Raw genomic sequence first — 25851 nt, 5'->3', positions numbered from 1 at the left:
GATCACAGCGTCAACCGGCGGCGCGCCCGGGCCCGCAGCGACAGGTACAGCACGATGGCAAACAGCAACGCGCTGCCCACGCCCAACAGCATCAGCAGAAGCGGATGGCGCGACAGGAACCACTGCGCGTAGGTGACCGGGTTCAGGCGGCCGGCGTAGTACGAGGGTTCCGACACCAGGCTGTCGACCTGCTTGCCGCGGATCACGGCCAGGCTGCCCTGGATCTTCTTGACGGCATCCGGGTCCTGCAGCGCATCCAGCGCGTTGGTCATGCCGGCCGGCCGATTGCTGGAAATCACGACCACGCTGCGCCCGCCTGCCAGCGGGGATTCGAAGCCCGTGATCATGGCGTCGGTCCCGGCACTGCTGAAGCCGACCTGTCCGCGCGCGGGGCGGCTGGCATTGCCCTGCATGGAATCCCACCAGGTCAGCATCTTGGACATCAGGTCGGACACCTGGAAGCGCTTGGTGTCGCCGTTCAGCGCCACGGGCATGTCTTCGGCCCATTGCGCAACCAGCGGCTGGCTGCCGGTCGCGCCCAGCACCAGCAGGTCCTTGTCGGCCACGCTGTTGACCTGCTGCGCCTGCGTCACCGTAACCCCCGTGGCCGGATAGCCTGTCGAATCGCCCATGCGTCCCAGCAGCGCCAGGTACAGGCCATAGTCGACGGGACCGGGATTGTCAGGCAGCACGACGGCCGTCTGCGACAGGTCGGCCATACGCGTGAACGGGAAACCGGCATTGCTGAATGCAGCCAGGTCAGGCATGGCGATGAAATGCGAAAAGCCCGAGATATCGATGGTCGAATCCGGCTCGATAGACCCCTTTACGTTGTCCAGAATGACGTCCTTGCAGGCGCCTTGCTTCTGGTAGTCGTAGTAGTAATGGAATTGCAGCTGCGTTTGCGAAGGCAGCTTGAACAAGGGGATGTTGAGCGTGGCCTCGGCGGGGGCCTGGCCATCCGGCAGCACGCGCGTCAGCAACTGATCGATCTTGCCACCGTTGCGATCCGCCGCGAGCAGGGGCAGCGACGTCAGGAACTGTTCGTTCACGTTGACGTTCAAGGTCGACTTGTCGATGGTCGGGCGCGGCGTGTAGCGGTATTTCAATTTGACCGCGATGTCTTTCTCGCGCCACGCGAACAGATCGGGCGGCATGCGAAAGTTGATGCGGATCAGGTCGGGGGTGTAGCCCGACACGTTCAAGGTCTGGGCCGCGGCCAGTTCACCAAAGCTGACCGCGCGATGGTTCGGCAGCCAGTTGGGCGCATCGTACGGCTCGCGCGGCTTCAGGTTGGTCAGCTCGCTGATCAAGGCCGTCGGGCCGGACAGGGTCGGCGCGCCCACCGATAACGTGGTGGCCGCCGTCTTCAGTTCCTTGACGTCGCGGCCGCTGACCAGCAGCAGCTTGCCCGACGGGTCGTTGGGATTCGGCACGATGGACAGCGTCGGGCCGCCCGGTTGCGGCAGCGCCACGCCCGGCAGGCGCGTGCCGCCGGTCATCACCACCACGGCATTGCCGCGTGCCGGGATCTGGCCGACCGTGGTCGGGAAGGTGGCGCCGCGGTACCCCGCCAGCGCGCCGAACCACGACGACAGAATGCCGGCGGCTTCGAGCGTGCCGGTGTCGGGCGCCGATGCAAACACAAATGGCAGGTCCAGCCGGCGCACGTCGCGCCGGTCAAAGAAGGGCTGCGGCAACAGCGACAGATCGTTTTCCAGACTGATCGGCGAGACCGTCAATTCCAGCGTGCTGTTGTTGCTGACATTGGCCCACAGGCTGGAATGCGCAGGGTCTTCGCACTCCATCGTGTAGTGGCCGACCAGCTGCAGATTGAGCCGGTTGAATTCGGTGATCAGGCGCGGCGGGATGGCGATCTCGCGCATCTGCGCGGCGCCGCCCTGGTCTTTGGGCACTGGAATCGTCGCGGCGACTTCGTCGTTGACCAGGACCTTGATGTGCGACAGCTCGCTGATCAGCGCGGGCGAATAGGCGTAGTTCAGCTTCAGCTTGGCGCCCGTCACGATCTCGTCGGCGCGGATGCTGAAAGGCACGCCGCTGCTGCCTTCCACGCCGCGCAACTGCAGCGGGTAGAGCGCGCCCAGTTGCTTGAGCGACAGGCTGTAGGTGCGCGACCCGCCAGGCAAAGACGCCGTGGTGGATGACACCGTGCCGCCGGCCGATTCGCCGGGGGTGGCCGCTCCGAATGCGGACGCGCCGGAGGTCGGCCCGGTATAGCCGGTCGTGGGCGCGGGGAGGGGTGGCAAGGTGCGGCCGGCAGTGGCCGCCAGGGCTGACGGCAAGGTGGCGGGCGCTGCCAGCAGCAACAGGCCGCCGATCAGGCCGGGCAGGGTCCGTGGGCGGGCAGGCCAAGGGCCGCCAGGTCGTACAGGCCGCTGAATCATCAATCCCCCGTGTCGAGTTTGGGTTGCGCCGCCTTGCGCGCCGAACGCGGCGTCTTGGCCATGCTGTATAGGTGTTTGAAGAACATGCCGAAGCCGCGCACGCCCACGCGCATCACGCCCCGCAGCGCGGTCAGCGGCGTGTCGCGATCGCCCTGGCCCCAGCCGCTGGCCCAGTTGTCGGCGCGTGCGAAGGTCAGTTGCGCCAGTTCCACCTGCTGCTGCGTATTCAGTTCGTGAAAGCGCACACCCAGGTGCTCGCCATTGCGAAACGCCACGGTCGCCGGAAACACGCCTTCGTCGTTATTGCGGAAGATGGACACCAGCACCTGCTGGCCGATGGGCACGTCGACATCGGCCGGAATGCGCAGGCCCAGGCCGGTTTGCGAAAAGTCTTCGGTCTCGCACGACAGCGTCTTGCCATTGGTGAAGCGCAGGCCGGCGCGCAGGTTGGCGGCCACGCGGGGGCTGGCGCGCACCTGGCGCGTTTCGCTGGCGACCGCGATCGCGGCGCTGGTGATGCCGACGTTGTAGACAGTCCAGAACAGGTTGATCAGGACCGTGATGGCTTCGTCGTTCGTGCCGAAGATCAGCATGCCGATGCCGACCACGAAGCCGATCAGGTTGGCGAGCATCAGGATGATGTAGGGGCGGGCGATGGTCCAGTCGAAGTAGGCTTCGTCGATCACGCCGCCCTTGGCCGTCACGTTGAACTTGCCCAGCTTGGGGTTGATGAACGCCACCAGCACCGGCCGCAAGATGTACCAGGCCAGCACCGACTCATACACCTCGTTCCAGAAGGAATGGCGAAAGCGCCCTTGCATGCGGGAGTTGGTCACGCTTGCGTGCATCAGGTGCGGCATGGCGTATACCGCAATCATCAGCGCCGACGACTCGAACACATGCGCGCCGAAGATCAGGTAGGCCAGCGGCGCGGTCAGGAAGATCAGCCGCGGCAGTCCATAGAAGAAGTGCAGCATGGCGTTCAGGTAGCACAGGCGCTGGCCCAGCTTCAGGCCCGGTCCGAACAGGGGGTTGTCCAGGCGGCAGATCTGCGCCATGCCACGCGCCCAGCGGATCCGCTGGCCAATGTGGCCCGACAGGCTTTCGGTCGCCAGCCCCGCGGCCTGCGGAATCGCCAAGTAGGCCGTGTTGTAGCCGAGCCGGTTCAGCTTGAGCGCGGTATGCGCGTCTTCGGTTACGGTTTCGATCGCGATGCCACCGACTTCTTCAAGTGGCTTGCGCCGGATCAGTGCGCAGGATCCGCAAAAGAAGGTGGCGTTCCAGAGATCATTGCCGTCCTGCACCAGGCCGTAGAACAGCTCGCCTTCGTTGGGGATGTGGCGGAAGGTGTCCAGGTTCTTTTCAAAGGGGTCGGGCGAAAAGAAAAAGTGCGGCGTCTGCAGCATCGCCAGCTTGGGATCCTTCAGGAACCAGCCCATGCAGATCTGCATGAAAGACCGCGTCGGCACGTGATCGCAATCGAAAATGGCGACGTATTCGGCGCGGGTGACCTTGAGCGCTTCATTGATGTTGCCGGCCTTGGCGTGACGGTTGTTGTCGCGTGTGACGTAGCCGATGCCCACGTCTTCGCAAAAGGCGCGAAATTCCGGCCGGCGCCCGTCGTCCAGTACATAGACCTTGAGCTTTTCGGCCGGCCAGTCCAGACCCATCGCGGTGAACACGGTCTGCTTCACGACGTCCAGCGGTTCGTTGTACGTCGGGATGAAGACGTCGACTTCGGGCCATTCTTCGGGCGGGGTCGACATGGGCACCGGCTTGCGCTGCAGCGGCCACGCGGTCTGGAAGTATCCCAGCAGCAGCACGATCAGCGCGTACAGTTCGGCGGCCAGCAGACCGAAACCGAAAAAGGTATCGACCAGTGTTTCGAAGCCCAGCGTGTCGGTCACCCGCCAGTACATGTAGCGCATCGATGCCGACACCGACAACACGATCATGATCAGCGTGGGCAGCCGGCCTTCGGTCTTGCTAAGAAGCATGGCAACCGCAAAACTCGCCACTGCGAACAGCAGTTGCTGCGTCAGCGTCAGCGGCACGGTAATGACCAGCAGCACCAGGGCCGTGGCCATCAGCAAGGTCAGGATGCGGACGACGGCGTGGTCCCACAGCGGCGATTCCAGCACCCGCAACGCCAGGCCGGTCAGGCCGGATGCGGTGGAGCCCGACGCCGTGGATTCCGATGCGCTGGCATTCGCCGCAGCCGGCCCGGATGCGCTGGCGGACCGGGCCTGGCCGGTGGGGGACGGGGAGGGCGTCACGGCGTGCTTCCTGCCTGGAGTCGTTCGGAGATCACATGGGCACAGGCCACGAAGTCCTGCGTGGCCTGGCATTGGCTGTCGTAGTCCAGCACGCTCTTGTCGTAGGCCAGGGCTTCGCTGACGGATTCGTCCTGGTGCACCAGCCCCACGATGCGTTCCTTGAAGTTGACGCGCATGACCTGCGTTACGTCCTTGGCGAGCTGCTTGGCGCTGTCCAGCTGATTGATGACGTACGTGTAATCGATGAACCCCGGGCGCCCCACGCAGTAGGTCTGCACCAGGTTTTCCATCATGGGCATGGTCGCGTACGACGCCGCATCGGGCAGGGTGACAATGATCACCAGATGGGCGGAGGACAGCGCCTGGCGCATGTAGATGGAGGGACCCGGCGGCGTATCGAGCACCACCAGGTCGTTCTCGGCCAGTCCGAGGCTGCTCAGGTTGTGCACGAGCCAATCCGGATGGGCTTCAAGGTGTTGTTCGAACGACTGCCGGTCGGCTTCATTGACCATGCCGTAGGGCAGGGTGAAGACGCCCGATGCCGTTGCCGTGACGATGTCGGACCAGGGCTGCCCCGCCAGCGTCGCGCGCGACGTGCCCGCGATGGCATTGGGATCGAGACCCAGATGAAAGCGCAGCGCGTTCTGAGGATCCAGGTCGACGGTCAGCACCCGGTGGCCGCCGTACTTCAGCGCCGTACTCAGGTTGGCGGTGACGGTGGTCTTCCCGACGCCCCCTTGGCTGACACAACAGCGACTATTTTCACAATCGGCGCAGACGTTGAAGAAGACTGGCGTTCTTGTCGGGGGAGGCGGCGTGTCGGGCAGCGGCTGCGCCAGCCGGGCGAACACGGTCTGCAGTTCGGTTGCGGGCGCGGCGGCCAGCGCCGACTGCGCAGGCAGGCCGGCTGGGGCGGGCGGCGCCGTGGCCGGAAGCGGCGATGGGGCGGCTGGCTGGGCAGCGGGCGCCGTTGTGGCGGCAGGAGCCGCTGGCGCTGACGCCGCGGCAGCCGCCGCATGGAAGCCGGGCGCCGGTGCGGCCGGCTGGGGCGCCGCCGCGGGCGCTTCGGGCACCATGCGGCCGAAAGGCATGGCCACGTCGGCAGGCGGCCGGGGTTCGAAACGGGCCGGCGCGCGCGGGCGCGGCGGAATGAATTCCGCGCCGGGCCCGGAGGCTGCCGCCGGTTCCACGCTACGCAATACCGGTTCCTGGCGCGCGGGCGCCTGGGGCGCCACCGGCAACGCGGCCTGGGCGGGCGCCGGTGGGGGGCCGACGCCACGTCGGGCTGGGCCGCGCCGCGCAGCGGCTGCACCGGTGGCGCATCCGACGCCTGGGTGGCCTCGACCGCCGTCAGCAGCGGCCACCGCGCACGGGACATCTTTGCGTCGTTGCTGCGCGCGATTTCCCGGTACTGGTCGGGCTGGCCGCCAAAATGTTTGAAGAGGTTCGCGATGTCGTCGGAATCAGTCATGCTTGGCTTCTCTACGGACGCGGGCGTCTATCGGCTGAGGCGAAAGTCGATGCATCCCAGCGCGTCGATGTCCGACGCCTGGGACACGACCAGTTCGCCGCCGGATCCGACCTGGGCGAACCAGCGCTGGTAGACGCCCTCGAGAAAGGCAGGGGTCCAGCCGCTGGCCTGATGGCCGAACGCGGCGTTCAGCGGCGCACAGTTGTGCCGGATCGCCAGGGCGCCGGGTTCTTCTTCGATCGTGACCCAGCCCCAGTCCATGCCGACCCACACCTTGCCCATGGCCAATTGCAGGTCGTCCAGCGTGGCGCACGGGGCGAGCGGGACGGCGTCGGCAAACCGCCCGCCGATGCGCTGCATGAGTGCGCGCAAATCGTCGGGGGGCAGTTGGGACGAAAATTCGTCGGCCATGACGCCAAGGAAGGTTTTCCACTGCCGCGAGCAGCGGCTGTCGATCAGATAGTCGACGATCGTTTGATCCACCCGGAGATCCTTTGTTGGGCCCATCAGTTGACCGCCAAGCGTACCAGAAACAATTAATCACCTTCCAATGGTGATTAGGACAAAAGTGTCGTATTTATGTACGCTAAAGGTGGATGCTCACTATCTGTTAGGCTTAGCACCGAATTAGACCCGCAGAATTCGCTTTTGAAGATGAATTTCGCACATTTGACGGCACATCTGGGTCCTTCCATGCCCGGATATGCGATCATTCGTCCAAAGTCGGGGGTGACAATTCTGCGCTCGCGCGGATGAATCCCTTCCGATGCCGCCTTCCATGTTCGACTCAATGCTTCAACCCTCAAGCATCTCGAGTTTTGCCCAGCAGCTTGGCGCCGTCACCGAACGACGGGCCTTGCTGCGTGAGCTATCCGTCCTCATTGATGAGCGGCGGCGCGCGGCCGTCCTGGCCGTCAACATTCCCCAGCAGACCGACGCGCCGACACGGGACGACATCGTCCGCCGCATCCGGCCGTACGTCCGGCTGGATGATCTGATGTGCCTGCTTGAAGACGGCAATCTGATCGTGGTGCTGCGCGATCTGGGTGACAAGGCGAGCGCCATCGGCGCGGCGCAGCGGCTGTTTCAGCGCTGCGCCCTGCTGCAGTCGATCGGGGTATCGGCCGACGACGCGTTCGTATCGTTCGGGATCGTCATGCTGCCCAGCGACCTGTCGCAGCCCGATCACGTGGTGCAGCGGGCCGAACAGGCCGCGCGCTACGCCAGCCGCACGCATGCCCGCTGGGTCTGCTGGAGCAATGGCCCCGATGACGTCGACAGTGTCGTGCTGACACGGGAAGACACCCTGGCCACCGAAGTGATCCTGGGCCTGGAGCGCGACGAATTCGAACTGTATTACCAGCCGCAGCTCGAGATGGGCAGCGGCCGCCTGCGCGGCATGGAAGCGCTGATCCGCTGGCGGCGCGGCGACACCATCGTGCCGCCCGGCGACTTCATTCCCGCGATCGAAGCCGCCGGCTTGAGCGCCGCCCTGGGGTCGTGGGTGCTGCGCAAGGCCTGCCAGCAGATTTCCGCCTGGCGGGCCGAGGGGCTGCATTGCCCGCGCGTGGCGGTGAACCTGAGCGCCGCGCAGTTGCAGGGCGACCTGGTCGACATTGTCTGGCACATGCTCGCGGAATATCAGACCCAGGCCAACCAGCTGGAAATCGAGCTGACCGAATCGACCGAAATCGCGCACCCCGAAGAAGCCCTGGCCATCACGGGGCAACTGGCGGAGATGGGCATCAGTTTCAGCCTGGACGACTTCGGCACCGGCTATTCCAGTTTCGTGCGTCTGAAGGCCGCGCCGTTCCAGGCGGTCAAGATCGAACGCCAGTTCGTGGCCAACATGATGACCGATCCCTACGACATGGAAATGATCCGTGCGGTGATCGACTTTGGCCGCAAGGTCAACATTGCAACCATCGCGGAAGGCGTGGAGACGCAGGCGCAGTACGACATCCTGCGCGACATGGGCTGCGATGCGTGGCAGGGCTTCCTGTGTTCGCGGCCGATGCCGCTGGCCGACGCGACGGCCTTTCTGCGCACGGCCAGGATCTAGGGCTTACGCTGCCGTCCAGGCACGTGGCCATCGGCCGGCGCCAGGGTCACCGCCGCTGCGTGACCGCCAGCTGCGCACTGTTCTTGCCTGCCCGCTTGGCCGCGTACATGGCGTCGTCCGCCGCCTGGATCAGGCTGTCGCGCGTGGCGCCGTGCTGCGGGTAGATGGCCGCGCCGATGCTGGCGCCCACGCGCGCTTCAAAGGCTTCCCCATTGGCCGCCAGCCGGTAGGGTCGGCCCAGCGTCGCGCAGATCTCCGTACACTTGCGCAGCAGCGCATCGGGGTCGCCGGCGTGATCCACCACGACCGCAAACTCGTCGCCCCCAGCCGCGCCACGGTGTCTTCCGCCCGCAAGACAGCGCGCAGGCGCTGCGCGATTTCGACCAGCAGCATGTCGCCCGCCTGATGACCGAAGCTGTCGTTCACGGCCTTGAAGCCGTCGATGTCGATGTACAGCAGGCCGAACTTCTGGTCGTGGCGCTGTGCGCGGCTCAGCGCCTGGTCCAGCGTCTCGATGAACAGCGCCCGGTTGGGCAGGCCGGTCAGCAGGTCATGGGTGGCCTGGTGGCGCATCTGCGCTTCGATCCGCCGGCGCTCGGCGATCTCGAGCCGCAGCTGTTCGTTGCGTTGCTCCAGCGACGCCAACGCCTCGGTCAACCGCGCCTTGCTGCCATACAGTTCCAGGAATACCTTGACCTTGGATAACAGGATCGCATCGTTCACCGGCTTGGCGATGTAGTCGACCGCGCCCGACCGGTAGCCCTTCAGGCGGCTCAGGTCGTCGGCATAGGCAGCCGTCACGAAGATGACCGGCGTTTCTTCCAGGCGCAGTTCCTCGCTCATGATGTCGGCGACTTCGAAGCCATCCATGTCGGGCATGTTGACATCCAGCAGCACCAGCGCGAACTGGTGGTCCAGGCACAAGGACAATGCCTCGTTGCCGGACGCGCACTCGATGACGTCGGCATCGACCTGCGCAAGCAGCCGGCGCATGGCGAACAGGTTGGCGGGGGTGTCGTCGACGACCAGGATCTTCGGTCGTAAGGCAGGCGCGTTCAAAGGTGAAATATCCGGTTGATCAACGGGGCAATGTCGGCAAGGCGCAGGCAATGGTCGGCGCCCGAAAGGTCCAGGCACGCCTGCGGCATGACCGGCACTTCCGCTTCGGCGGGGTCCTGCACGATGGCAAGGCCGCCGGCGCGACGCACCGCAAGCAGGCCGTCGGCGCCATCCTGATTGGCGCCCGTCATCACTACACCGATGAGCTGCCCGTTGGATGCAGATGCCGCGGAAGAAAAGAGCACGTCGATGCTGGGGCGCACGAAGCAGACCTTGGCATCCACCGACAATTCGAAGCGGCCGTCGTTACTGATGAGCAGATGATAGCCCGAAGGCGCGATGTGGACGACGCCCGCCGCAGGCACGCAGCGCTCGGTCGCCTCGGTCACGGGCAGGGCGGTATGCCGGCGCAGCAGGTCGCAGATCAGATCGACTTCGTTCGATGCGGTGTGCGTGACGATCACGACGGGCGCCGGCAAGCGCGGGTCCAGGCCGCTCAGCACGATCTGCATGGCATGCAGTCCGCCGGCCGAGCAGCCGATCACGATCAGTCCGGGCAAAGGCGGCATGCGGTGCTTTCCCCCGATCGCTAGGCCGGCCGCGCCAGCCGGAAGATACGCGAGGGCACATCGACCCCGACGAAGTCCCCAGCCGCCGGCGCGAACGAGATATTTTCTTTCGTGCCCAGGCACAGAAAGCCGCCCCGCACGAGGCTGGCCGCGAACAGGCCGAGCGTGCGGTTCTGCAAGGCGTCGTTGAAGTAGATCAACACATTGCGGCACACGATCAGGTGAGCCTCGCAGAACACGCCATCGCCCGCCAGGTTGTGGTTGGCAAAGGTGACGTTGCGGCGCAGGGCGGCATCGAATTTGACCAGTTCGTAGCGTGCGTGGAAGTAGTCCGACAAGGACCGTGACCCGCCGGCCATCAGGTAGCGCGCCGCTGCCGCGCGCGCGTCGCGTACCGGAAAGATGCCTTCGCGTGCACGCGCCAGCGCGGCATCGGAAATGTCGGTGGCGTAGATATGGCAGCGGTCGTACAGGCCGGCTTCTTCGAGCAGGATGGCCAGCGAATAGGTCTCTTCGCCAAAGGCGCACCCAGCCTGCCAGATATTGATCTGCGGATAGGACGCCAGCAGCGGAAAGACGTGCTCGCGCAAGGCGGCAAATACCTGCGGGTCCCGAAACAGTTCCGACACGGGCACCGACAGGCCCGCTATCGCCAAGGGCAGGAAATCCGGGTCGTGAAGCACGCGCGGAATGAGGTCGCTCACGCTGGCCGCGCCCTGCTGGTCGGCCAGATGGACCACGCGGCGTTTGAGCGACGCCCTGGCGTAATCCGTCAGATCGTACCCGTGGCGGCGCTGCAGCGCCTGCACGAACAGGTCGACTTCCAGGTCCTGGATGTCGGGGCTGACGGGCGGCCGGGCGTTGTGCGGCGCGGTCATGGCAGCCACACCCGCATCATCGACAGCAGCTTGGGAATGTCGATCGGCTTGGACAGGTAGTCGTTGGCGCCGGCGGCCAGGCTTTTTCGCGATCGCCGCGCATGGCTTTCGCGGTCAGCGAAATAATGGGCAGCTTTCCAAAGCGCGGATCCTTGCGGATCTCCTGGATGGTCTCGTAGCCATCCATGATCGGCATCATGACGTCCATCAATACGAGTTCGATGTCGGGGGATTCGTTCAGCACCTTCAGCGCCTTTTGCCCATCCTGCGCCAGGCTGACTTCCAGCCCCTTGGCGCGCAGCACTTTCGACAACGCAAAGATGTTGCGCATGTCGTCGTCCACCACCAGCACTTTGCGGCCCGCCAGCTCTTCGCCGGTGTCGTCGCGCGCCGCGCCGCCTTGCTGGTTGATGCTGTGCAGGAACAGGCTGACTTCATCGATCAGGCGTTCCGGCGACCGCGCCCCCTTGATCACGATACTGTCAGTGTGCTCACGAATCCGCAGGCTTTCTTCGCGGGTCAGTTCCCGCGCCGAATACACCACCACCGGCGTCTGGCCGGCTTCGCTGCGCATCCGCTCCAGGAAGTCGAAGCCCGACATGCCCGGCAGCCCCAGGTCGAGCACGATGCAGTCGTAGGGCGACACGTTCAGCTTGGTCAACGCGTCTTCGGCCGACGCGGACTCGACCACTTCCACGGTGGGCGAGGCCACCAGTTTGCGCACGGCTGCCCGCGAAATCGGATCATCGTCCACGACCAGCAGTCGGCGCGTGTTGTCCGCCTTGAAATGCAGCAGGCGCTCGAACGCGCCGGTCAGCGCTTCCGAGGTGACCGGCTTGGTCAGGAAGCCCACCGCGCCCAGTTCGCGGCCGCGCGCGCTCTCGTCCAGGGCCGAAATGAAATGCACGGGAATATGCCGCACGGCCGGGTCGGCCTTCAGGTGTTCGATCACGCTCCAGCCGTCCATGCTGGGGAGCATGACATCGAGCAGGATGCCGGTGGGACGATAGGTGCGCGCCAGATGCAGGCCCGCTTCGCCATCGCCCGCGGCCAGCGCTTCAGACCCTTGCGGCGGATCAGATCGGTCAGGATGCGGGCAAACGCCGGGTCATCCTCGATGACCAGGATCACGCTATCGCCCGGGCTGACGGATAACCGGTCGTCTTCGACCACGATGCCCGTGACCGGCGTGGCGGACGACGTCGGCAACGGCGCGGCGGCCATCGGACGAAAGCGCGCGCCTTCCGAACGCGCATGGCCGCGAAGCGGCCTGTCGGCATCGCCGGACTGACCGCCCTGGCCGGCGGGGCTGGGCGGGCTGACCGGCGGTGTCGCGGGCTGCGTGTCGGGCAGCAGCATCGTGAAGGTGCTGCCCTGGCCAAGTTCACTGTGCAGCACGATGTCGCCATGATGCAGCTTCATCAATTGCCGTGAGATGGCCAGGCCCAGGCCGGTGCCGCCGTACTGCCGGCTGGTGCTGGCGTCCACCTGTTCGAACGCGCCGAACACGCGGCCCAGCTTGTCGTCGGGAATGCCGATGCCGGTATCGGTGACTTCGATCGCGATGGTGCTGCGGCTATCGAAGCCCGGATAGTCCTGGAAGGGGCGGCCGATACGCATGTGCACCGTGCCTTGCCGGGTGAACTTGAAGGCGTTGCTGAGCAGGTTGCTGGCGACCTGTTCGAGCTTGCCGCCATCGGCCACGACCGACGGCGGCATGCCGTCATCGACCAACACCGTGAAGTCGACCTGCTTGTCCTTGGCGATGCGGTTGAAGTTGCGCTTCAGGGTGGACGCGAAGCGCGTCAGGTCCACTGGTTCAAGCAGCAGGTCCATCTTGCCGGCTTCGATCTTGGACAGATCCAGAATATCGTTGATCAGGCGCAGCAGGTTCGAGCCGCTTTCATGAATGATGCGCGCCGACTCCACCTGATCGCCCGATAAATTGCCATCGCCGTTTTCGGCCAGGTCATTCGACAGGATCAACAGGCTGTTCAAAGGCGTGCGCAACTCGTGCGACATATTCGCCAGAAATTCCGACTTGTATTGGTTCGCGCGGGTCAGCGCCTCGGCCTTGCTTTGCGTTTCCTGCTGCAAGGCTTCCAGAATGCTTTTCTGCTGATTGAGCGTGTCGGACTTCTGCCGCAGTTCTTCATTGGACGCCTGCAGCTCTTCCTGCTGGGTGCGCAATTCTTCTTCGGACGCACGCAGCTCGCCCGCCTGGGCCTGTGTCTGTTCGAGCAATTCGCGGGTACGAACGGCGCGCGTGATGTTGTCGAGCGACAGCGCGACCAGCGGACCCAATGCGTCCAGCAGCCGCTGCTGCCGCGACGTGGGATGTGAGAAGCTGGCCAGCTCGATGACCGCCAGCAGGCGCTCGCGCGACACCACCGGCAGCAGCAACACGTGGCGGGGCGATGCCTGCCCGCTGCCCGAATGGATGTCCAGATAGCCAGGCGGCACGTCGGCGATGGCCAGCGGCTTGCGCTCGGCGGCGCACTGCCCCACCAGCCCTTCGCCGATGGCGTACTGATCGGGCCGGTCGCCTTGCACGCGATAGCCGTAGCTGCCCGTGCGCAGCAGGCGCTCTTCGGTCGTGTCATACAGGAACAGCAGGCCGGCGCCGGCATTGAGCAGGGGCGCGATTTCCGCCAGCAGCGTATTGGCATAGTCGCGGTGCGTGTCGACGCGTTGCAGCCGGGTCGATACCGACGCAATGCCGGACTTGATCCAGTTCTGGTCGGCGGTTTCGATCGCCATGGCCTTGAAGGCTTCCAGCGCCCGGGCAATCACGCCCACTTCGTCGCGGCGGTCCACTGCCGGAATGTCGATGTCATGGTCGTGGCGAGCCAGCCGGGTCATCAGGTCGGCCAGCTGGCGCAGCGGCCGCGTGATCAACGACACCGACAGCCACAGCGCCGCGGCCCCGGCGAGCAAGGCGAGCACCAGCGATCCGTAGCTCAGCCACCGGCGCTGGGCTTCCGTGTCGTCAAGCCGGCGTTCACGTTCTTCGAGCCCGCCGCGCGCGACCTGCGCCACCTGGTCCATCAGCTGGACGATGTCGGGCGTGCGGGTCGTGGAATTGGCCGACGCGGTCTGGAAGATCCGCTCGCGCTCGTTCACCGACAGGCTGCCGTCCTGCTTCCAGGCGGCTTTGACCGCCGTGATGATGGGCGTCGACACGGTGTCGATCCAGCGGCGGTCCACCTCCACCACCCGGTCCAGCCGGCTGGCCTGCAGGGCGTCGCCGCGCGTCGCTTCGATGACCCTGTGCAGCACGTCGTGGAAGCCCTGATCAGCCGCGTCGTACAGGGTGGTGTCGGGCGTCAGTCCCGAAAACAGGATCTGCCGCATTTCGTACTGACGCTCGAACAGGAAGCGTGTCGCCCGATTCACTTCGCGCAGCAACTGGGTGGTGTCGCGCGTGGCCTGCTGGATCTCCTCTTGCTCTTGTTCGACCAGAGCCGTGCCCACGGATGACAGGGCGAACAGACCGATGAGCAGGCCGACGACGAGCGAGACTTTGACCAGCAACGAGACGTCGCCAAGCCAGGTTTGGTGGAGTTTCATGAATCGGACGGGCGCCGGACGAGGGCGCGAGGAAAGGACCGCGCTACCTTAACCCGGCGCGGGCCTGTCTGCAGTAGTCCGATGGATTACTCAGCGGTAATCTGAGCAGCGCGTATCACTTTCGTCCACTTCGCAATTTCCGATTGCACCAGCGCGGCAAATGCGTCTGGCGAACTGGTCACCACATCGGCGCCTTGCTCGGCGAACCGCTTCTGCAGTTCCGGGTCCTTCAAGGCTTCGAGCGACGCCTGGTACAGCTTGGCGACGACATCCTTGGGTGTGCCGGCCGGCGCGAACACCCCATACCACTGCGGCACTTCAAAGTCGGCCAGGCCAGCTTCGGCAAAGGTGGGGACGTCCGGGAACAGCGGCGAACGCTTCTTGCCCGTGATGGCCAGCGCGCGCACGGTGCCATTCTTGATCTGGCCCGACCCGCTGACCAGCGTGCCGAACATGAGTTGCGTGCGGCCCGCCACGGTATCGGCCAACGCCGGTGCGGCGCCGCGATAGTGGATCGGGGTCATTTCCGTGCCGGTCAGCTGGGCGAACAGCGCGCCGGCGATGTGCGGCATCGAACCCTTGCCCGACGAGGCGTAGTTCAACTTGCCGGGTTCGGCTTTCAGGAGCGCAATCAGTTCCTTGACCGACTGTGCCTTGACGCCCGGGTTGACCAGCAGTCCGGTCTGGGCCACCGCGGCTTGCGTGATCGGCGCGAAATCCTTGACGGCGTCGTACGGCAGCTTTTCCAGCGCCGGGTTGGTGCCATGGGTCCCGATATAGCCCATCAGAAGGGTGTAGCCGTCGGCGGGCGCCTTGGCGACGTAGTCCGACCCGATGGTGCCGCCGGCGCCTCCTTTGTTCTCGACCACGACGCTTACGCCCAGCTTGTCCGTCAGTTTCTGTGCCAGCACGCGTGCCATGAAGTCCGTGCCGCCGCCCGGAGCAGTAGGGACGATCAGGCGCACGGGTTTGTTGGGAAAGGCGGCCTGGGCCGATGCGGTTACTGGCAAGGCGAAGGTGGCTGACGCCAGCAGCAGGCCGGCCGTCAGGGTGCGCAGGGAAGCATCATGGCGGGGAGTGGTTGTCATGGAAGGTCTCGTGTCGTCTTGTCGTTGTGATGTGTTGTGGTGTGATCATAGGACCTAAAACGACAATGCCGCACTCGAAAGTGCGGCATTGTCTTCAAGGCGCCGGGCCTGCCGGATCGGTGGCCCCGCCTGGCGCGAACGCCAGGACAGGGGTTGACCTGGCCTGGCGCGAACGCCAAGGGCTCTGGCGGGCGCCTTGCCCGGGGTATCGGCTTACGCCTTAACCGCGGGTTTCGACCTGCACCAGCGGCTCGTCGGCCACGGCCGGGCGAACCTTCGGTTCACGGCCGAGCTTGACCGGCGGGGTGGACGCCATTTTTTCCTGCGCGGCCACCAGCTTGCTGCGGTCCGTCTCGACCCACTGCATGCCGGCCTGTTCGACCACCTGGACCAGGTCGGCCTTGGCGGGCGTGGCCGACGTCGAGGGCGCGGCTGCCGGGGCCGCCGCAGGCGCAGTGGCTGCCACCGGCGCAGGCGCTGCGGCAGGTGTGACCGTGGCGGGCGCCTCGGCCGGTGCGGCAGGGGCTTCAGCCACGGCCGTGACCGGCACGTCGGCGATGAACGCTGGCGACACGGCAACAGGTTCCGGCTCGGCCGCGGGTTCAGCGACCGGAGCCGGCGTAGCGGCCGAGACCGATGCCGGAGCAGCGGTCTGGGCCGATGCCTGCGCCGGCGCCTTGGGTTCCCGCGCGTCGTCCGCGGCTGCACCCGCGGCCTCATTTTTCACGGCTGCACCGGCGGCCTCATTCTTCGCGACTTCGACCTTGACCAGGCGGTCTTCGGTCTCGGCCGGCAGTGCGGCAGGCGCGGCGGCCGGGGCCGGCGAGGCGTTCACGGCGTCGGCCGTGGCAGCGGGTGCCGATGCCGAGGCAGGCGACACGGCCGGAGCCGCCGGTGCCACGGGAGCGGGCGCCACGAACGGCGCAGCCGCTACCGGTTGCTCAGGCGCCGCAGCGTCAGCCGGGGCGGACGTTGCAAACGGGTCCACCGGCGCCTTGGGTGCGCTGGGGGTGCGGAACGGATCGGCAATCGACGTGGCCGGGGTCACCGGCACATCGGCGGCAGGCGGCAGATCCTGGCGCGCCACGGGCTCGGCCGTCGCGGCGGGCGCGGCAGCCGGTGCAACTGGCGCGGCGACCGGTACCGGCATACCCAGATCCACGGGCGACGACGCCTTGGCGTCGGTCACGGCTTCGGCGGCGATCGGCGCAACGGGCGTTGCAGGCGACACGGCGTTTTCGACGACTGCCGCTTCGGTGACCGCGGGCGACAGCAAGGTCACGTCCCGGTCGTCGGCGCTGGCTTCGTCATCATCCAGGTCGCTCATGCCATCTTCCTGCATGGGCTGGCCGGCCTCGTTGGTGCGGCGGCCGCGGCGGCCACGACGACGGCGGCGCTTGCGCTCCGGTTCGCCTTCGACCCCTTCCTCGGTTTCACCCGGCGCCAGTCCTTCGGCGTCCAGCGTCGGGGTGCCTGCATCGACGGCTTGACCCATTTCCTGCGGCGCGTTGATGGCATCGGCCAGCGGACGCGTCATATCGTCGGGATGCGGCACGATGACCGGTTTCGGAGCCGGCGCCGGTGCAAGTGCGGGCTCGGCGATCGCGACCTGCGTCACGACGGCAGCGGTCGTCAGTGCGGCGTCATCGATCTGCACGTCGTCACGGCGGCCACCGCGGCGGCCGCGGCGGCTGCGCGGACCGCGCGCATCGAGGGTATCGGCGTCATCGGCGGCATAGGGCGCGGTCGACAGGGCGGCATGGCGCACCTCTTCCGGACGCTGACGCGCGGTATCGGCACGCGGAGCGCGTTCGTCACGGCGGCCATCGCGGCGGCCACGGCCGTCCTTGCGGGCGTCCAGGTCGCCGTCGATGCGGGTCACGTCGTCGGATGCACGCGCTTCGCCACGCGATTCGCGGTTGTCACGGCCTTCGCTGCGGCCGCGGTTGTTGCCGCCGCCATTGCCGCCCGTGCGGCGGTTGCGATTGCGGTTGGCATCGCGGGCGGCGGTGTCGGGCGTGGCCACGGGACGCGCGACCGGCGCCGGTGCGGCCGGGGCCGGATCGGCGAAGGTGCTGCGGAACCAGCCCATCACGCGCGACAACAGGCCGGCCGCCGGCTCGACCACCGGCGCGGGCGCAGGCGTCGGAGCGGGCGCGGCCGCCGCGGCGCCACGGCGCGGACGCAGCGGCGTGACGTTGCCGGCCTCGTCCACGGTCGACGGCGTCGACGACACTGGCGCCGGTTGCGACGGGGTGATGCCCTTGACCAGCGCTTCGGGCTTGGCCTTGACTTCGGATTCCTGCAGCGAATAGGCCAGGTTGGTTTCGGGCGCTTCGGCCAGTTCGAAGCTGGCTTTCGCGTTCTCGAGGCGCGGGTCGTCGTGACGCAGACGCTCGAGCGTGTGATGCGGGGTGTCCAGATGCTTGTTCGGGATCAGGATCAGGTTGACCTTGAGCCGGGCTTCCATCTTGGCGATGTCGGTGCGCTTTTCGTTCAGCAGGAAAGTCGCGACTTCGACGGGAACCTGGGCGTGCACGGCCGCCGTGTTCTCCTTCATGGACTCTTCTTCGATCAGGCGCAGCACCTGCAGGGCGCTCGATTCCGTATCCCGGATCACGCCCGTGCCGTTACAGCGCGGGCAGGTGATGTGCGACCCTTCGTTCAGGGCCGGACGCAGGCGCTGACGCGACAGTTCCATCAGGCCGAAACGCGAAATCTTGCCCATCTGGACGCGGGCGCGGTCGAAGTGCAGGGCCTCGCGCAGGCGCTGTTCCACCGCGCGCTGGTTCTTGCTGTCTTCCATGTCGATGAAGTCGATCACGATCAGACCGCCCAGGTCGCGCAGGCGCAGTTGGCGGGCGACTTCGTCGGCGGCTTCGAGGTTGGTCCGCAGCGCGGTTTCCTCGATGTCGCTGCCCTTGGTCGAACGCGCGGAGTTCACGTCCACGGCCACCAGGGCTTCGGTATGGTCGATCACCACTGCCCCGCCCGAAGGCAGCGGCACGGTCCGCGCATAGGCGGTTTCGATCTGGTGTTCGATCTGGAAGCGCGAAAAGAGGGGGACGTCGTCCTGGTAGCGCTTCACGCGGCTGACGTTGTCGGGCATGACCACGCTCATGAAGGCGCAGGCCTGGTCGGCGATGTCGTCGGTGTCGATCAGGATTTCGCCGATATCAGGCGAAAAGTAGTCACGGATCGCGCGGATCACCAGACTGGATTCGAGGTAGATCAGGATCGGGCCGGTGTTGTCACGGGCGGCGCCGTCGATCGCGGTCCACAGTTGCAGCAGATAGGACAGGTCCCACTGCAGTTCTTCCACATTGCGGCCGATACCGGCGGTTCTGGCGATGATGCTCATGCCGGTCGGGACCGACAGTTGCTCCATGGTTTCACGCAGTTCCTGGCGGTCTTCGCCTTCCACGCGGCGCGATACGCCACCGCCGCGAGGATTGTTGGGCATCAGGACCAGATAGCGGCCGGCCAGCGAAATGAAGGTGGTGAGGGCGGCGCCCTTGTTGCCGCGCTCTTCCTTTTCGACCTGGACGATGAGTTCCTGGCCTTCACGCAGCACGTCCTGGATGCGGGCGGTGCGGACGTCGACGCCTTCCTTGAAGTAGGCGCGGGCGATTTCCTTGAAAGGCAGGAAACCGTGGCGTTCTTCGCCGTAGTTGACGAAACACGCTTCCAGACTGGGTTCGACCCGGGTGACGATGCCTTTGTAGATATTGCCTTTGCGCTGTTCGCGGCCGGCGGTTTCGATGTCGAGGTCGATGAGCTTTTGCCCATCGACAATGGCAACGCGCAGTTCTTCCTGGTGCGTTGCGTTAAACAGCATGCGCTTCATGTATGAAGTTCTCCGTGGTCATATCGCGCCGGAATCGGCGCGCAGCCTCGGGCCATCAGGAAGAATGCATCACGCAGGGCGAGCAGAAAGAAAGCCGGTGCGCGACAGGGCGCACCCCACGGGTCAGGTCAATGTGGCCAGCCGGGCGTGGAATGCGCAGGGTCAAGGAAGAGCGCTTGCACCGTGAATGCCGCAGCCGACGCCCCGGCACCGCAGTCGGCGGTGGGAGACGTGAAATGGCGTGGGATCGAATAGTTTGTGTTCACGGATTTTGCGAGCCAGACCAGCGCGCTTGTCTAAGCGCGCCGTTATTGCGTATACGACGGTTTCCTCTACAGGCGTCTGCGGAAGCGTACTTCTGTGGACAGCGCGGCAAGACCCGTTAGGTGCGGATGCTGGCGGCGCGGCCGACAGGCGACCGTGACGGCCCGGAAGAATCAAGTGGGAGGGGCGGGTACAATTCCGGCACACTTCGCAAACACCTGTGGCACACAAGGCGGAGACGCCGCGAAAAAGCGCGTCTCGACGCATACGTGCTGCACCCCGGTGCTGCAACCCACCTGACTCGATCAGGCTTTTGGATTATATGTCGGTACCCCTATTGCGCAAAGCAAAATCCTCCGCTCCAACCCCGGCCCGCAAGCCTGCGCCAGCCCGGCCGACGCCCCCGCGCCGGCCCCTCTGGTCGTGCGGCAGGTCGAGGTGGACGACGACCACGACGGCCAGCGGCTCGACAACTTCCTGATGCGCCTGTGCAAGGGCGTACCCAAAAGCCATATCTATAAGGCGATCCGGGGTGGCGAAGTGCGGGTCAACAAGGGCCGGGTCGGCGTCGACCATCGGCTGGCGGTGGGCGACGTCGTGCGTGTGCCGCCCCTGCGCCTGCCCGAACAGAAAGTCCATTTCGTGCCACCCGGGGAGTTTCCCGTAGTGTTCGAAGACGACGCCATGCTCGTCATCGACAAGCCCGCCGGCGTGGCGGTCCATGGCGGCAGCGGCGTCGACTTCGGGGTGATCGAACAACTGCGCAAGTCGCGGCCGCAGGCCAAGTTCCTGGAACTCGTCCATCGGCTGGACCGCGATACGTCCGGCCTGCTCATGATCGGCAAGAAACGCAGCGCGCTGGTGGGTTTGCATCAGTCCTTGCGTGACGGCGGCTGGAGCAAGCACTACCTGACGGTCGTGTCGGGCGACTGGGTCAACGACCGCCAGCATGTCCGGCTGCCGCTGACCAAATGGACCACCAGGTCGGGTGAACGGCGCGTGCGCGTGGACGCCGACGGCCAGGTTGCTCACACCATCTTTTCGCTTCGGCAACGCTACGGCGCCTTCAGCCTGCTCGACGCCGAACTCAAGACCGGGCGGACCCACCAGATCCGGGTCCACCTTGCCAGCAGCGGTTTTCCCATCGTCGGGGATGACAAATATGGCGATGAAGATGTGAACGCCCGCGTGGCCAGCAGCGGCTTCAAGCGCATGTTCCTGCATGCCCACACGCTGAGCCTGCTGCACCCCCTGACCGGAGAGCGGCTCGACCTGCAGGCGCCGCTGCCCGCCGACTGTGTTGCCTTCCTCGAGGAACTTGCCAAGCCATGAACGCGCTCCATCCGGCACCGGTTTCCGCCGCCCGCCCTACCTATTCCCTGGTTGTGTTCGACTGGGACGGCACCCTGATGGACTCGACGCCCACCATCGTCAACGCAATCCAGGCGTCCTGCCGCGACCTGGGCCTGCCCGTGCCGCCCGACGCCGCGGCAAGCTGGGTGATCGGCCTGGGCTTGACCGAAGCGCTGGCAACGGCCATCCCCACGCTGCAGCCGGATCAGGTTCCCAAGCTGCTCGAACGCTACCGCTTCCATTACCTGACCAAGGATCCGGAACTGCGCCTGTTCCCGGGGATTCAGGAACTGCTGGACCAATTGCGCACCCTGGGCGTCAGGATGGCCGTGGCCACCGGCAAAAGCCGGCTGGGGCTTGAACGCATGCTGGAAACCACCGGACTGAGGCCTTATTTCACGGCAACGCGCTGTGCCGACGAAACCTTTTCCAAGCCGCATCCAGGCATGCTGCTGGAATTGATGGAAGAAACAGGCGTGATTCCCGAAGAAGTCATCATGATCGGCGATACGTCGCATGACTTGAACATGGCGTGCAATGCGGGCGTGGCCGGGTTGGGCGTGGCCTACGGTGCGCATCCCATCAGCGAATTGCTGCCCTGCCGGCCCGAAGCAGTCGTTCATTCCGTGCCTGAACTGCATGCCTGGCTGGTCGGACATGTCATCGGTGGTCCAATCACCGGTACGCCGGCCGGCGCAGCGTGATCTCATGGCGCTGCCGGGCAGGGCAGGGGATTGCACCGCCCGCCCGGCAGCCGCCGGCCTTCATGGCCTTTATGCCACAGGTCACGCATCTCCATCGGCCGCATGGTATTGCCGTCAGGTGGAATCGCCTATCCTAATGTCCTTTGTGTCTGTCCCGTCATAGCGAGCATTGTTCATGTCCCAGGATGTCTATCCGCCCTCATCGTCGTCCGCCGCGGCCTATCCGGACGCCGCGCGGCCGGTCCTGGCCGAGCCCTGGGAGCGGGAAGTGCTTGAAAAGCTCGTTTTCGCGTCCCTGAAGGAACAGCGCGCCAAGCGCCGCTGGACGATCTTCTTTCGCCTGTTGTTCATTGCGATCGTGCTGTTCATCCTGTTTTCCATGACCGACCTGTTCAGCCGCGGTTCCTCGGCCAGCGTTCCGGAAGCCCATACGGCCCTGGTGACGCTGGACGGCGTCATCGATGCCGAAGGCGAAGCCAGCGCCGAGAAGGTGGTGGGCGCGCTGCAGGCGGCCTATGAAGACGCGGGTACGCGGGGCGTGATCCTGCGCATCAACAGCCCGGGCGGCAGTCCGGTGCAATCCGGCATCATCTACGACGAGATCCGCCGGCTGCGCGAGCTGCATGCCGACAAGCCGCTGTACGTGGTGGTCGAAGAAATCTGCGCGTCGGGCGGGTATTACGTCGCGGCGGCTGCCGACAGGATTTACGTCAACCGGGCCAGTATCGTCGGCTCCATCGGCGTGATCATGGAAGGCTTCGGCTTTACCGGCCTGATGGACAAGGTCGGCGTGGATCGCCGCCTGGTCGTCTCCGGCGAGAACAAGGCGCTGCTCGATCCGTTTTCGCCGCCGAATCCGGCGCAGCAGCAATACGCGTCGCAACTGGTGGGCGAGATCTATCAGCAGTTCGTGACCGCAGTAAAAACCGGCCGGGGCGATCGATTGAAGGAGACGCCCGACATGTTCACCGGACTGATCTGGACCGGCGCCAAGAGCGTGGAACTGGGCCTGACGGACGGTCTGGGCACCGTGGAAAGCGTGGCGCGCGACGTCGTCAAGGCCGAGACGGTGGTCGATTACACGGTCAAGGAGAACCTGGCTGAACGGGTGGCCAAGCGCGTTGGCATGTCGTTTGGCGCCGGCGCGGTCAACGCCAGCCTGGGTGCAACGCAGCGCGGGTACAGCTGGCGGTAAGAAGCAGCGGTGTCGGCACGGTGCGCGTGGGGCGCCGCAATGCGGCTTAGGGTGGTGCGGCCTCTGACCGATGCGGCACCGCAGGCAGACAGCTGCCTACTTCCCCTTGCCCTGCGCCAGATACAGGAACAGGGTCGGCTGCTTGTCTAATGACGGTGCCGGCCGGCTCTTCCATGCCGACACCGGGTGCGTTTGCACCCATTCCTCGTCCGTGGTCAGCGAACGCGCCACGCACAACAGCGTGTCGCCGCGCAGCCCGCCGATCAGCGTCTGGAACATGGCGCCGTTGCGATAGGGCGTTTCGATCAGCATTTGTGTCTGGTCGTGGCGCGCCGACAGCGTTTCCCATTCCTTGAGCTGCTTCAGGCGCTCGGCCGCGTCGACCGGTGCGTAGCCGTGAAAGGCAAAGCGCTGCCCGTCCAGTCCGCTCGCCATCAGGCCCAGCAGGATGGACGACGGCCCCACCCACGGCCGCACCTGGATGCCCATGGCATGCGCCGCGCGCGCTACTGTCGCGCCCGGGTCGGCCACCGCCGGGCAGCCCGCTTCGGACACCAGCCCGATCTCGCCGCCCTTGGCGATGGGCGCCAGCCACGCGCGGATGTCGTCAGCCCGTGCTTTCTGGTCCAGCGTGTGGATCGTGATTTCCTGCAGCGGGCGCATCGTGCCGATGGCTTTCAGGAATGCCCGCGCCGTCTTGGCATTCTCGGCAATATAGGTATCCAGCCGGCCAGCCAGGCTGCGAACCTCGGACGGCAGCCAGCGTTCGGGGGCGCGTTGCCCAGCGATACCGGAATCAGGTGCAGGATGCCGCTCACAGGGCGTCTCCAGAAATAAGGTGGTCCAGGGGATCCAGGCCGAACTGCGCAAGCAGCCGGGTCGTGGCGATCAACGGCAGGCCGATCAGCGCCGTCGGGTCGTCGCTATCTATCCGGTCCATCAGGGCAATGCCCAGGGCTTCGGCCTTGGCGCTGCCGGCGGTGTCGTAGGGTGTTTCGGCATGCAGGTAGGCGGTCAGCGCCCGCGCGGTCAGGGTACGCAGACGGCAACGGGTATCCACCACGGCGGTCCTGACGGTCACGCCGTCGTCGATGGCCAGCGCCGTGTGGAAGGTGACGTCCTTGCCTTGCATGGCCTGCAGTTGGGCCAGGGCGGCGTCGAAGTTGCCGGGTTTGCCGATGGGGCTGCCATCGATGGTCGCCACCTGGTCGGACCCGATGACCACGCTGCCGGGGTGCTGGACGGCCACGGCGCGCGCCTTGGCACAGGCCAGGCGCAGCGACAGGTCGACGGGCGGTTCGCCCGGGTGTGGTGTTTCGTCCACGCCTGGCGAGACGACGGAGAAGGGCAGCCGCAGGCGCTCGAGCAGTTCACGCCGGTAGATGGACGTGGATGCCAGGATGAGCGGGCGGGGCAGGGAAGCTGGAGTGGCCATGAATCAGGGTTTTGCCCAGGTAAGTGTTTGACTCGCTTGGATTTTCCACGCTATTATCCAACGTTTTCCCGGCAGGCTTTTGCGCCCGGAAACATTCGTGATGCCTGGCGGTCCGCAATGGCCAGGGCTGACGAAGGGTATGGCTGACAACGCAGGGCTGACAACGATTGGCGCTGCGACGCTGTCTCGATGCAGCGCCTGATCCCGGCCGGTGTCGCGGCTTGGTCCCTGGGCCGCCGGCCCCGTCACCGATCCACACTACGAGATTTTCATACTACGCATCGATCGATTGCAGCGCGCGAACTGCGGGCAGGCCACATTGCCACCGCCCTACGCGACCGACGTTGATGCGACGTAACAAGCAGCCATGAGCAAGCAAGACAACCACAGCGATTCCGGCAACGCGCCCACGCCAGAACAGTTGGCGGCTGCCGCGGCGCCCGGCCGCTATATCGACGCCTTCGAATTTGTCCGGCTTGGCAAGTCTGCCCAGGGCAGCGTTCCCATTACCTGGTTCGACCGGCTGGTGGAAGATATGCCCGAGCAGGAACCGGGTGCGATGGTGTCGTGGTCGGCCCACGCCGACAAGGCCCGCTGGGCGAGCCGTTGATCGTGCTTGGGGTCGATACCGTTCTGACCGTACAATGCGAGCGCTGCCTGGGGCCGATGCCGGTGCATCTGTCATCCGAAGTGCCGCTGCAACTGGTCGAAACCGAAGCGGAGCTTGACGATCCCGATAGTTTCGATGTGTCGGAACTTGACGCCTTCGAGGCGGGCGAAGCGTTCGACAAGGTGCTTGGCACCCATAAGTTCGACCTGTTCGAACAGGTCGAAGACGAACTGATCCTGTGCGTGCCGTACGTGCCCAAGCATGACGTGTGTCCGGAAGGCGCATTGCCTCCTGGCCTGGGCGCGAGCGACGCCGACAGCGACGAGGAACGTGAACCATCGCCCTTTGCGGCGTTGGCGAAATTGAAAGGCAAGCCCGACCTGGCCAGTTGAGCCAGGCAGCTTGCCACGCCGGGGCAGATCCCCGGCGGAACGGGGCACGATCCCCTGGCGGATCGGGGGCACCATCCCCTGGCCGAAGTCCAGAATTTGTCCGTGGCGCGGCGCCGCAGGTGACACACCTGCGATGCATGGCGGTGCGGGTCGATGCAGTGCAGTTGCAGTATGTAGTTGACGTTGGGTCCAAAGAACGGTGTGTCGGGCAAGCCTGCGCAGGCCACCGTTATCTTCATTGAAAGCAGGTATCAGAACTCGCGACGGCATGACCTGAGCCGATATGGCTTACAATGCGCGCGCCGTTCCAAGGAGTCATCTAACATGGCCGTTCAGCAAAACAAGAAGTCGCCTTCCAAGCGTGGCATGCACCGTGCACACGATTTCCTGACCAACCCGCCGACCGCTACCGAAGCGACGACGGGCGAGACGCACCTGCGTCATCACATCAGCCCTAACGGTTTCTACCGTGGTCGCAAGATCTTCAAGACCAAGAACGACGAGTGATGATTGACGGCCCCAGGGGGCAAGTCCTTGTTATGAGACTAGTCCCGACAGGGCCGTTACTCAGGGGTGGATTGCGGATCGTCGCAAGACACATGCATCGGCATTTCACCCCTGGGCACTTGCGAATCCTTTTTTCAGGGTTTGTCTGCTCGGTCGGCTATAGTGG

Annotated in this window: 17 protein-coding genes and 4 pseudogenes; 7 read left to right on the top strand and 14 right to left on the bottom strand. The window is 65.5% G+C overall.

The window, feature by feature from the left end; genetic code table 11:
- Nucleotides 1-2 precede the first annotated feature (2 nt).
- The 5 genes and pseudogenes from bcsB to bcsD all read right to left on the bottom strand — a co-directional run bounded on the left by bcsB (nucleotide 3) and on the right by bcsD (nucleotide 6635).
- Nucleotides 3-2405: a cellulose biosynthesis cyclic di-GMP-binding regulatory protein BcsB gene (gene bcsB / locus ACNANG_RS02610; protein WP_420225866.1), complete on the bottom strand. Its 2403-nt coding sequence runs from the start codon at nucleotides 2403-2405 to the stop codon at nucleotides 3-5.
- Nucleotides 2405-4753, bottom strand: a complete 2349-nt coding sequence (bcsA, locus tag ACNANG_RS02605; protein ID WP_420225865.1) for a UDP-forming cellulose synthase catalytic subunit — start codon at nucleotides 4751-4753, stop codon at nucleotides 2405-2407. The genes bcsB and bcsA overlap by 1 nt, the downstream gene beginning before the upstream one ends.
- Complete coding sequence (bcsQ, locus tag ACNANG_RS02600) at nucleotides 4678-5871, bottom strand: cellulose biosynthesis protein BcsQ (protein WP_420227687.1); 1194 nt, start codon at nucleotides 5869-5871, stop codon at nucleotides 4678-4680. Before bcsQ ends, bcsA begins: the two co-directional genes overlap by 76 nt.
- Nucleotides 5872-6047: 176 nt before the next feature.
- Nucleotides 6048-6152, bottom strand: a pseudogene (gene bcsP, locus ACNANG_RS02595) (cellulose biosynthesis protein BcsP); the annotation flags it as partial.
- A 27-nt stretch (nucleotides 6153-6179) separates the two neighbouring features.
- Nucleotides 6180-6635: a cellulose biosynthesis protein BcsD gene (gene bcsD, locus ACNANG_RS02590; RefSeq protein ID WP_420225864.1), complete on the bottom strand. Its 456-nt coding sequence runs from the start codon at nucleotides 6633-6635 to the stop codon at nucleotides 6180-6182.
- A gap of 307 nt (nucleotides 6636-6942) precedes the next feature.
- Here bcsD and ACNANG_RS02585 point away from each other — a divergent pair, with 307 nt between their 5' ends.
- Nucleotides 6943-8214, top strand: a complete 1272-nt coding sequence (locus ACNANG_RS02585; RefSeq protein ID WP_420225863.1) for a putative bifunctional diguanylate cyclase/phosphodiesterase — start codon at nucleotides 6943-6945, stop codon at nucleotides 8212-8214.
- A gap of 46 nt (nucleotides 8215-8260) precedes the next feature.
- Here the strand turns inward: ACNANG_RS02585 and ACNANG_RS02580 are convergent.
- The 7 genes and pseudogenes from ACNANG_RS02580 to ACNANG_RS02550 all read right to left on the bottom strand — a co-directional run.
- Nucleotides 8261-9207, bottom strand: a pseudogene (locus ACNANG_RS02580) (diguanylate cyclase domain-containing protein).
- Between the two features lie 62 nt (nucleotides 9208-9269).
- Nucleotides 9270-9842: a chemotaxis protein CheB gene (locus tag ACNANG_RS02575; RefSeq protein ID WP_420225862.1), complete on the bottom strand. Its 573-nt coding sequence runs from the start codon at nucleotides 9840-9842 to the stop codon at nucleotides 9270-9272.
- Between the two features lie 20 nt (nucleotides 9843-9862).
- Nucleotides 9863-10720: a CheR family methyltransferase gene (locus ACNANG_RS02570; protein WP_420227686.1), complete on the bottom strand. Its 858-nt coding sequence runs from the start codon at nucleotides 10718-10720 to the stop codon at nucleotides 9863-9865.
- 16 nt (nucleotides 10721-10736) lie between these two features.
- Nucleotides 10737-11741: a response regulator gene (locus ACNANG_RS02565; RefSeq protein ID WP_420227685.1), complete on the bottom strand. Its 1005-nt coding sequence runs from the start codon at nucleotides 11739-11741 to the stop codon at nucleotides 10737-10739.
- Nucleotides 11669-14290 (bottom strand): ATP-binding protein, encoded by a 2622-nt coding sequence (locus ACNANG_RS02560; protein WP_420225861.1) that lies wholly within the window; start codon nucleotides 14288-14290, stop codon nucleotides 11669-11671. The genes ACNANG_RS02565 and ACNANG_RS02560 overlap by 73 nt, the downstream gene beginning before the upstream one ends.
- A gap of 86 nt (nucleotides 14291-14376) precedes the next feature.
- Nucleotides 14377-15378, bottom strand: a complete 1002-nt coding sequence (locus ACNANG_RS02555) for a Bug family tripartite tricarboxylate transporter substrate binding protein (protein ID WP_420225860.1) — start codon at nucleotides 15376-15378, stop codon at nucleotides 14377-14379.
- 1756 nt (nucleotides 15379-17134) lie between these two features.
- A pseudogene (locus tag ACNANG_RS02550) lies at nucleotides 17135-19225 on the bottom strand (Rne/Rng family ribonuclease); the annotation flags it as partial.
- Between the two features lie 744 nt (nucleotides 19226-19969).
- Here ACNANG_RS02550 and ACNANG_RS02545 point away from each other — a divergent pair.
- From ACNANG_RS02545 to ACNANG_RS02535, 3 genes are all read left to right on the top strand, one after another.
- Complete coding sequence (locus ACNANG_RS02545; RefSeq protein WP_420227684.1) at nucleotides 19970-20821, top strand: RluA family pseudouridine synthase; 852 nt, start codon at nucleotides 19970-19972, stop codon at nucleotides 20819-20821.
- On the top strand, nucleotides 20818-21546 hold the full coding sequence (locus tag ACNANG_RS02540) for an HAD-IA family hydrolase (protein WP_420225859.1): 729 nt from the start codon (nucleotides 20818-20820) through the stop codon (nucleotides 21544-21546). The genes ACNANG_RS02545 and ACNANG_RS02540 overlap by 4 nt, the downstream gene beginning before the upstream one ends.
- A gap of 175 nt (nucleotides 21547-21721) precedes the next feature.
- Nucleotides 21722-22741, top strand: coding sequence for a S49 family peptidase (locus ACNANG_RS02535; protein ID WP_420225858.1), 1020 nt, complete (start codon nucleotides 21722-21724; stop codon nucleotides 22739-22741).
- A 96-nt stretch (nucleotides 22742-22837) separates the two neighbouring features.
- Here the strand turns inward: ACNANG_RS02535 and ACNANG_RS02530 are convergent.
- Together ACNANG_RS02530 and ACNANG_RS02525 are read right to left on the bottom strand one after the other, a co-directional pair.
- Nucleotides 22838-23559: pseudogene (locus ACNANG_RS02530) on the bottom strand (SAM-dependent methyltransferase).
- Nucleotides 23556-24176 (bottom strand): Maf family nucleotide pyrophosphatase, encoded by a 621-nt coding sequence (locus ACNANG_RS02525; protein ID WP_420225857.1) that lies wholly within the window; start codon nucleotides 24174-24176, stop codon nucleotides 23556-23558. Before ACNANG_RS02525 ends, ACNANG_RS02530 begins: the two are co-directional and overlap by 4 nt.
- 367 nt (nucleotides 24177-24543) lie before the next feature.
- Here ACNANG_RS02525 and ACNANG_RS02520 point away from each other — a divergent pair, with 367 nt between their 5' ends.
- The 3 genes from ACNANG_RS02520 (at nucleotide 24544) to rpmF (ending at nucleotide 25685) form a co-directional block, all read left to right on the top strand.
- On the top strand, nucleotides 24544-24786 hold the full coding sequence (locus tag ACNANG_RS02520) for a hypothetical protein (protein WP_420225856.1): 243 nt from the start codon (nucleotides 24544-24546) through the stop codon (nucleotides 24784-24786).
- Nucleotides 24787-24848: 62 nt separating this feature from the next.
- Nucleotides 24849-25178 carry a YceD family protein gene (locus ACNANG_RS02515; protein ID WP_420225855.1) on the top strand — a complete coding sequence of 110 codons (330 nt, stop codon included), beginning with the start codon at nucleotides 24849-24851 and terminating at the stop codon, nucleotides 25176-25178.
- A gap of 324 nt (nucleotides 25179-25502) precedes the next feature.
- Nucleotides 25503-25685, top strand: coding sequence for a 50S ribosomal protein L32 (gene rpmF, locus ACNANG_RS02510; RefSeq protein WP_179588279.1), 183 nt, complete (start codon nucleotides 25503-25505; stop codon nucleotides 25683-25685).
- Nucleotides 25686-25851 lie beyond the last annotated feature (166 nt).

Source organism: Pigmentiphaga litoralis, assembly GCF_048632615.1.
GTDB lineage: Bacteria > Pseudomonadota > Gammaproteobacteria > Burkholderiales > Burkholderiaceae_B > Pigmentiphaga > Pigmentiphaga litoralis_B.
This window is presented reverse-complemented; position numbering and strand designations above follow the sequence as displayed.

Excerpts from the sequence above, each read along its gene's own strand:
- ACNANG_RS02570 (WP_420227686.1), bottom strand. The coding sequence starts at position 10,720 with ATGACCGCGCCGCACAACGCCCGGCCGCCCGTCAGCCCCGACATCCAG.
- ACNANG_RS02520 (WP_420225856.1), top strand. The coding sequence starts at position 24,544 with ATGAGCAAGCAAGACAACCACAGCGATTCCGGCAACGCGCCCACGCCA.
- ACNANG_RS02585 (WP_420225863.1), top strand. The coding sequence starts at position 6,943 with ATGCTTCAACCCTCAAGCATCTCGAGTTTTGCCCAGCAGCTTGGCGCC.
- ACNANG_RS02545 (WP_420227684.1), top strand. The coding sequence starts at position 19,970 with ATGCGCCTGTGCAAGGGCGTACCCAAAAGCCATATCTATAAGGCGATC.
- ACNANG_RS02540 (WP_420225859.1), top strand. The coding sequence starts at position 20,818 with ATGAACGCGCTCCATCCGGCACCGGTTTCCGCCGCCCGCCCTACCTAT.
- ACNANG_RS02555 (WP_420225860.1), bottom strand. The coding sequence starts at position 15,378 with ATGACAACCACTCCCCGCCATGATGCTTCCCTGCGCACCCTGACGGCC.
- ACNANG_RS02535 (WP_420225858.1), top strand. The coding sequence starts at position 21,722 with ATGTCCCAGGATGTCTATCCGCCCTCATCGTCGTCCGCCGCGGCCTAT.
- bcsB (WP_420225866.1), bottom strand. The coding sequence starts at position 2,405 with ATGATTCAGCGGCCTGTACGACCTGGCGGCCCTTGGCCTGCCCGCCCA.
- ACNANG_RS02575 (WP_420225862.1), bottom strand. The coding sequence starts at position 9,842 with ATGCCGCCTTTGCCCGGACTGATCGTGATCGGCTGCTCGGCCGGCGGA.
- rpmF (WP_179588279.1), top strand. The coding sequence starts at position 25,503 with ATGGCCGTTCAGCAAAACAAGAAGTCGCCTTCCAAGCGTGGCATGCAC.
- bcsA (WP_420225865.1), bottom strand. The coding sequence starts at position 4,753 with ATGCCAGGCCACGCAGGACTTCGTGGCCTGTGCCCATGTGATCTCCGA.
- ACNANG_RS02525 (WP_420225857.1), bottom strand. The coding sequence starts at position 24,176 with ATGGCCACTCCAGCTTCCCTGCCCCGCCCGCTCATCCTGGCATCCACG.
- ACNANG_RS02560 (WP_420225861.1), bottom strand. The coding sequence starts at position 14,290 with ATGAAACTCCACCAAACCTGGCTTGGCGACGTCTCGTTGCTGGTCAAA.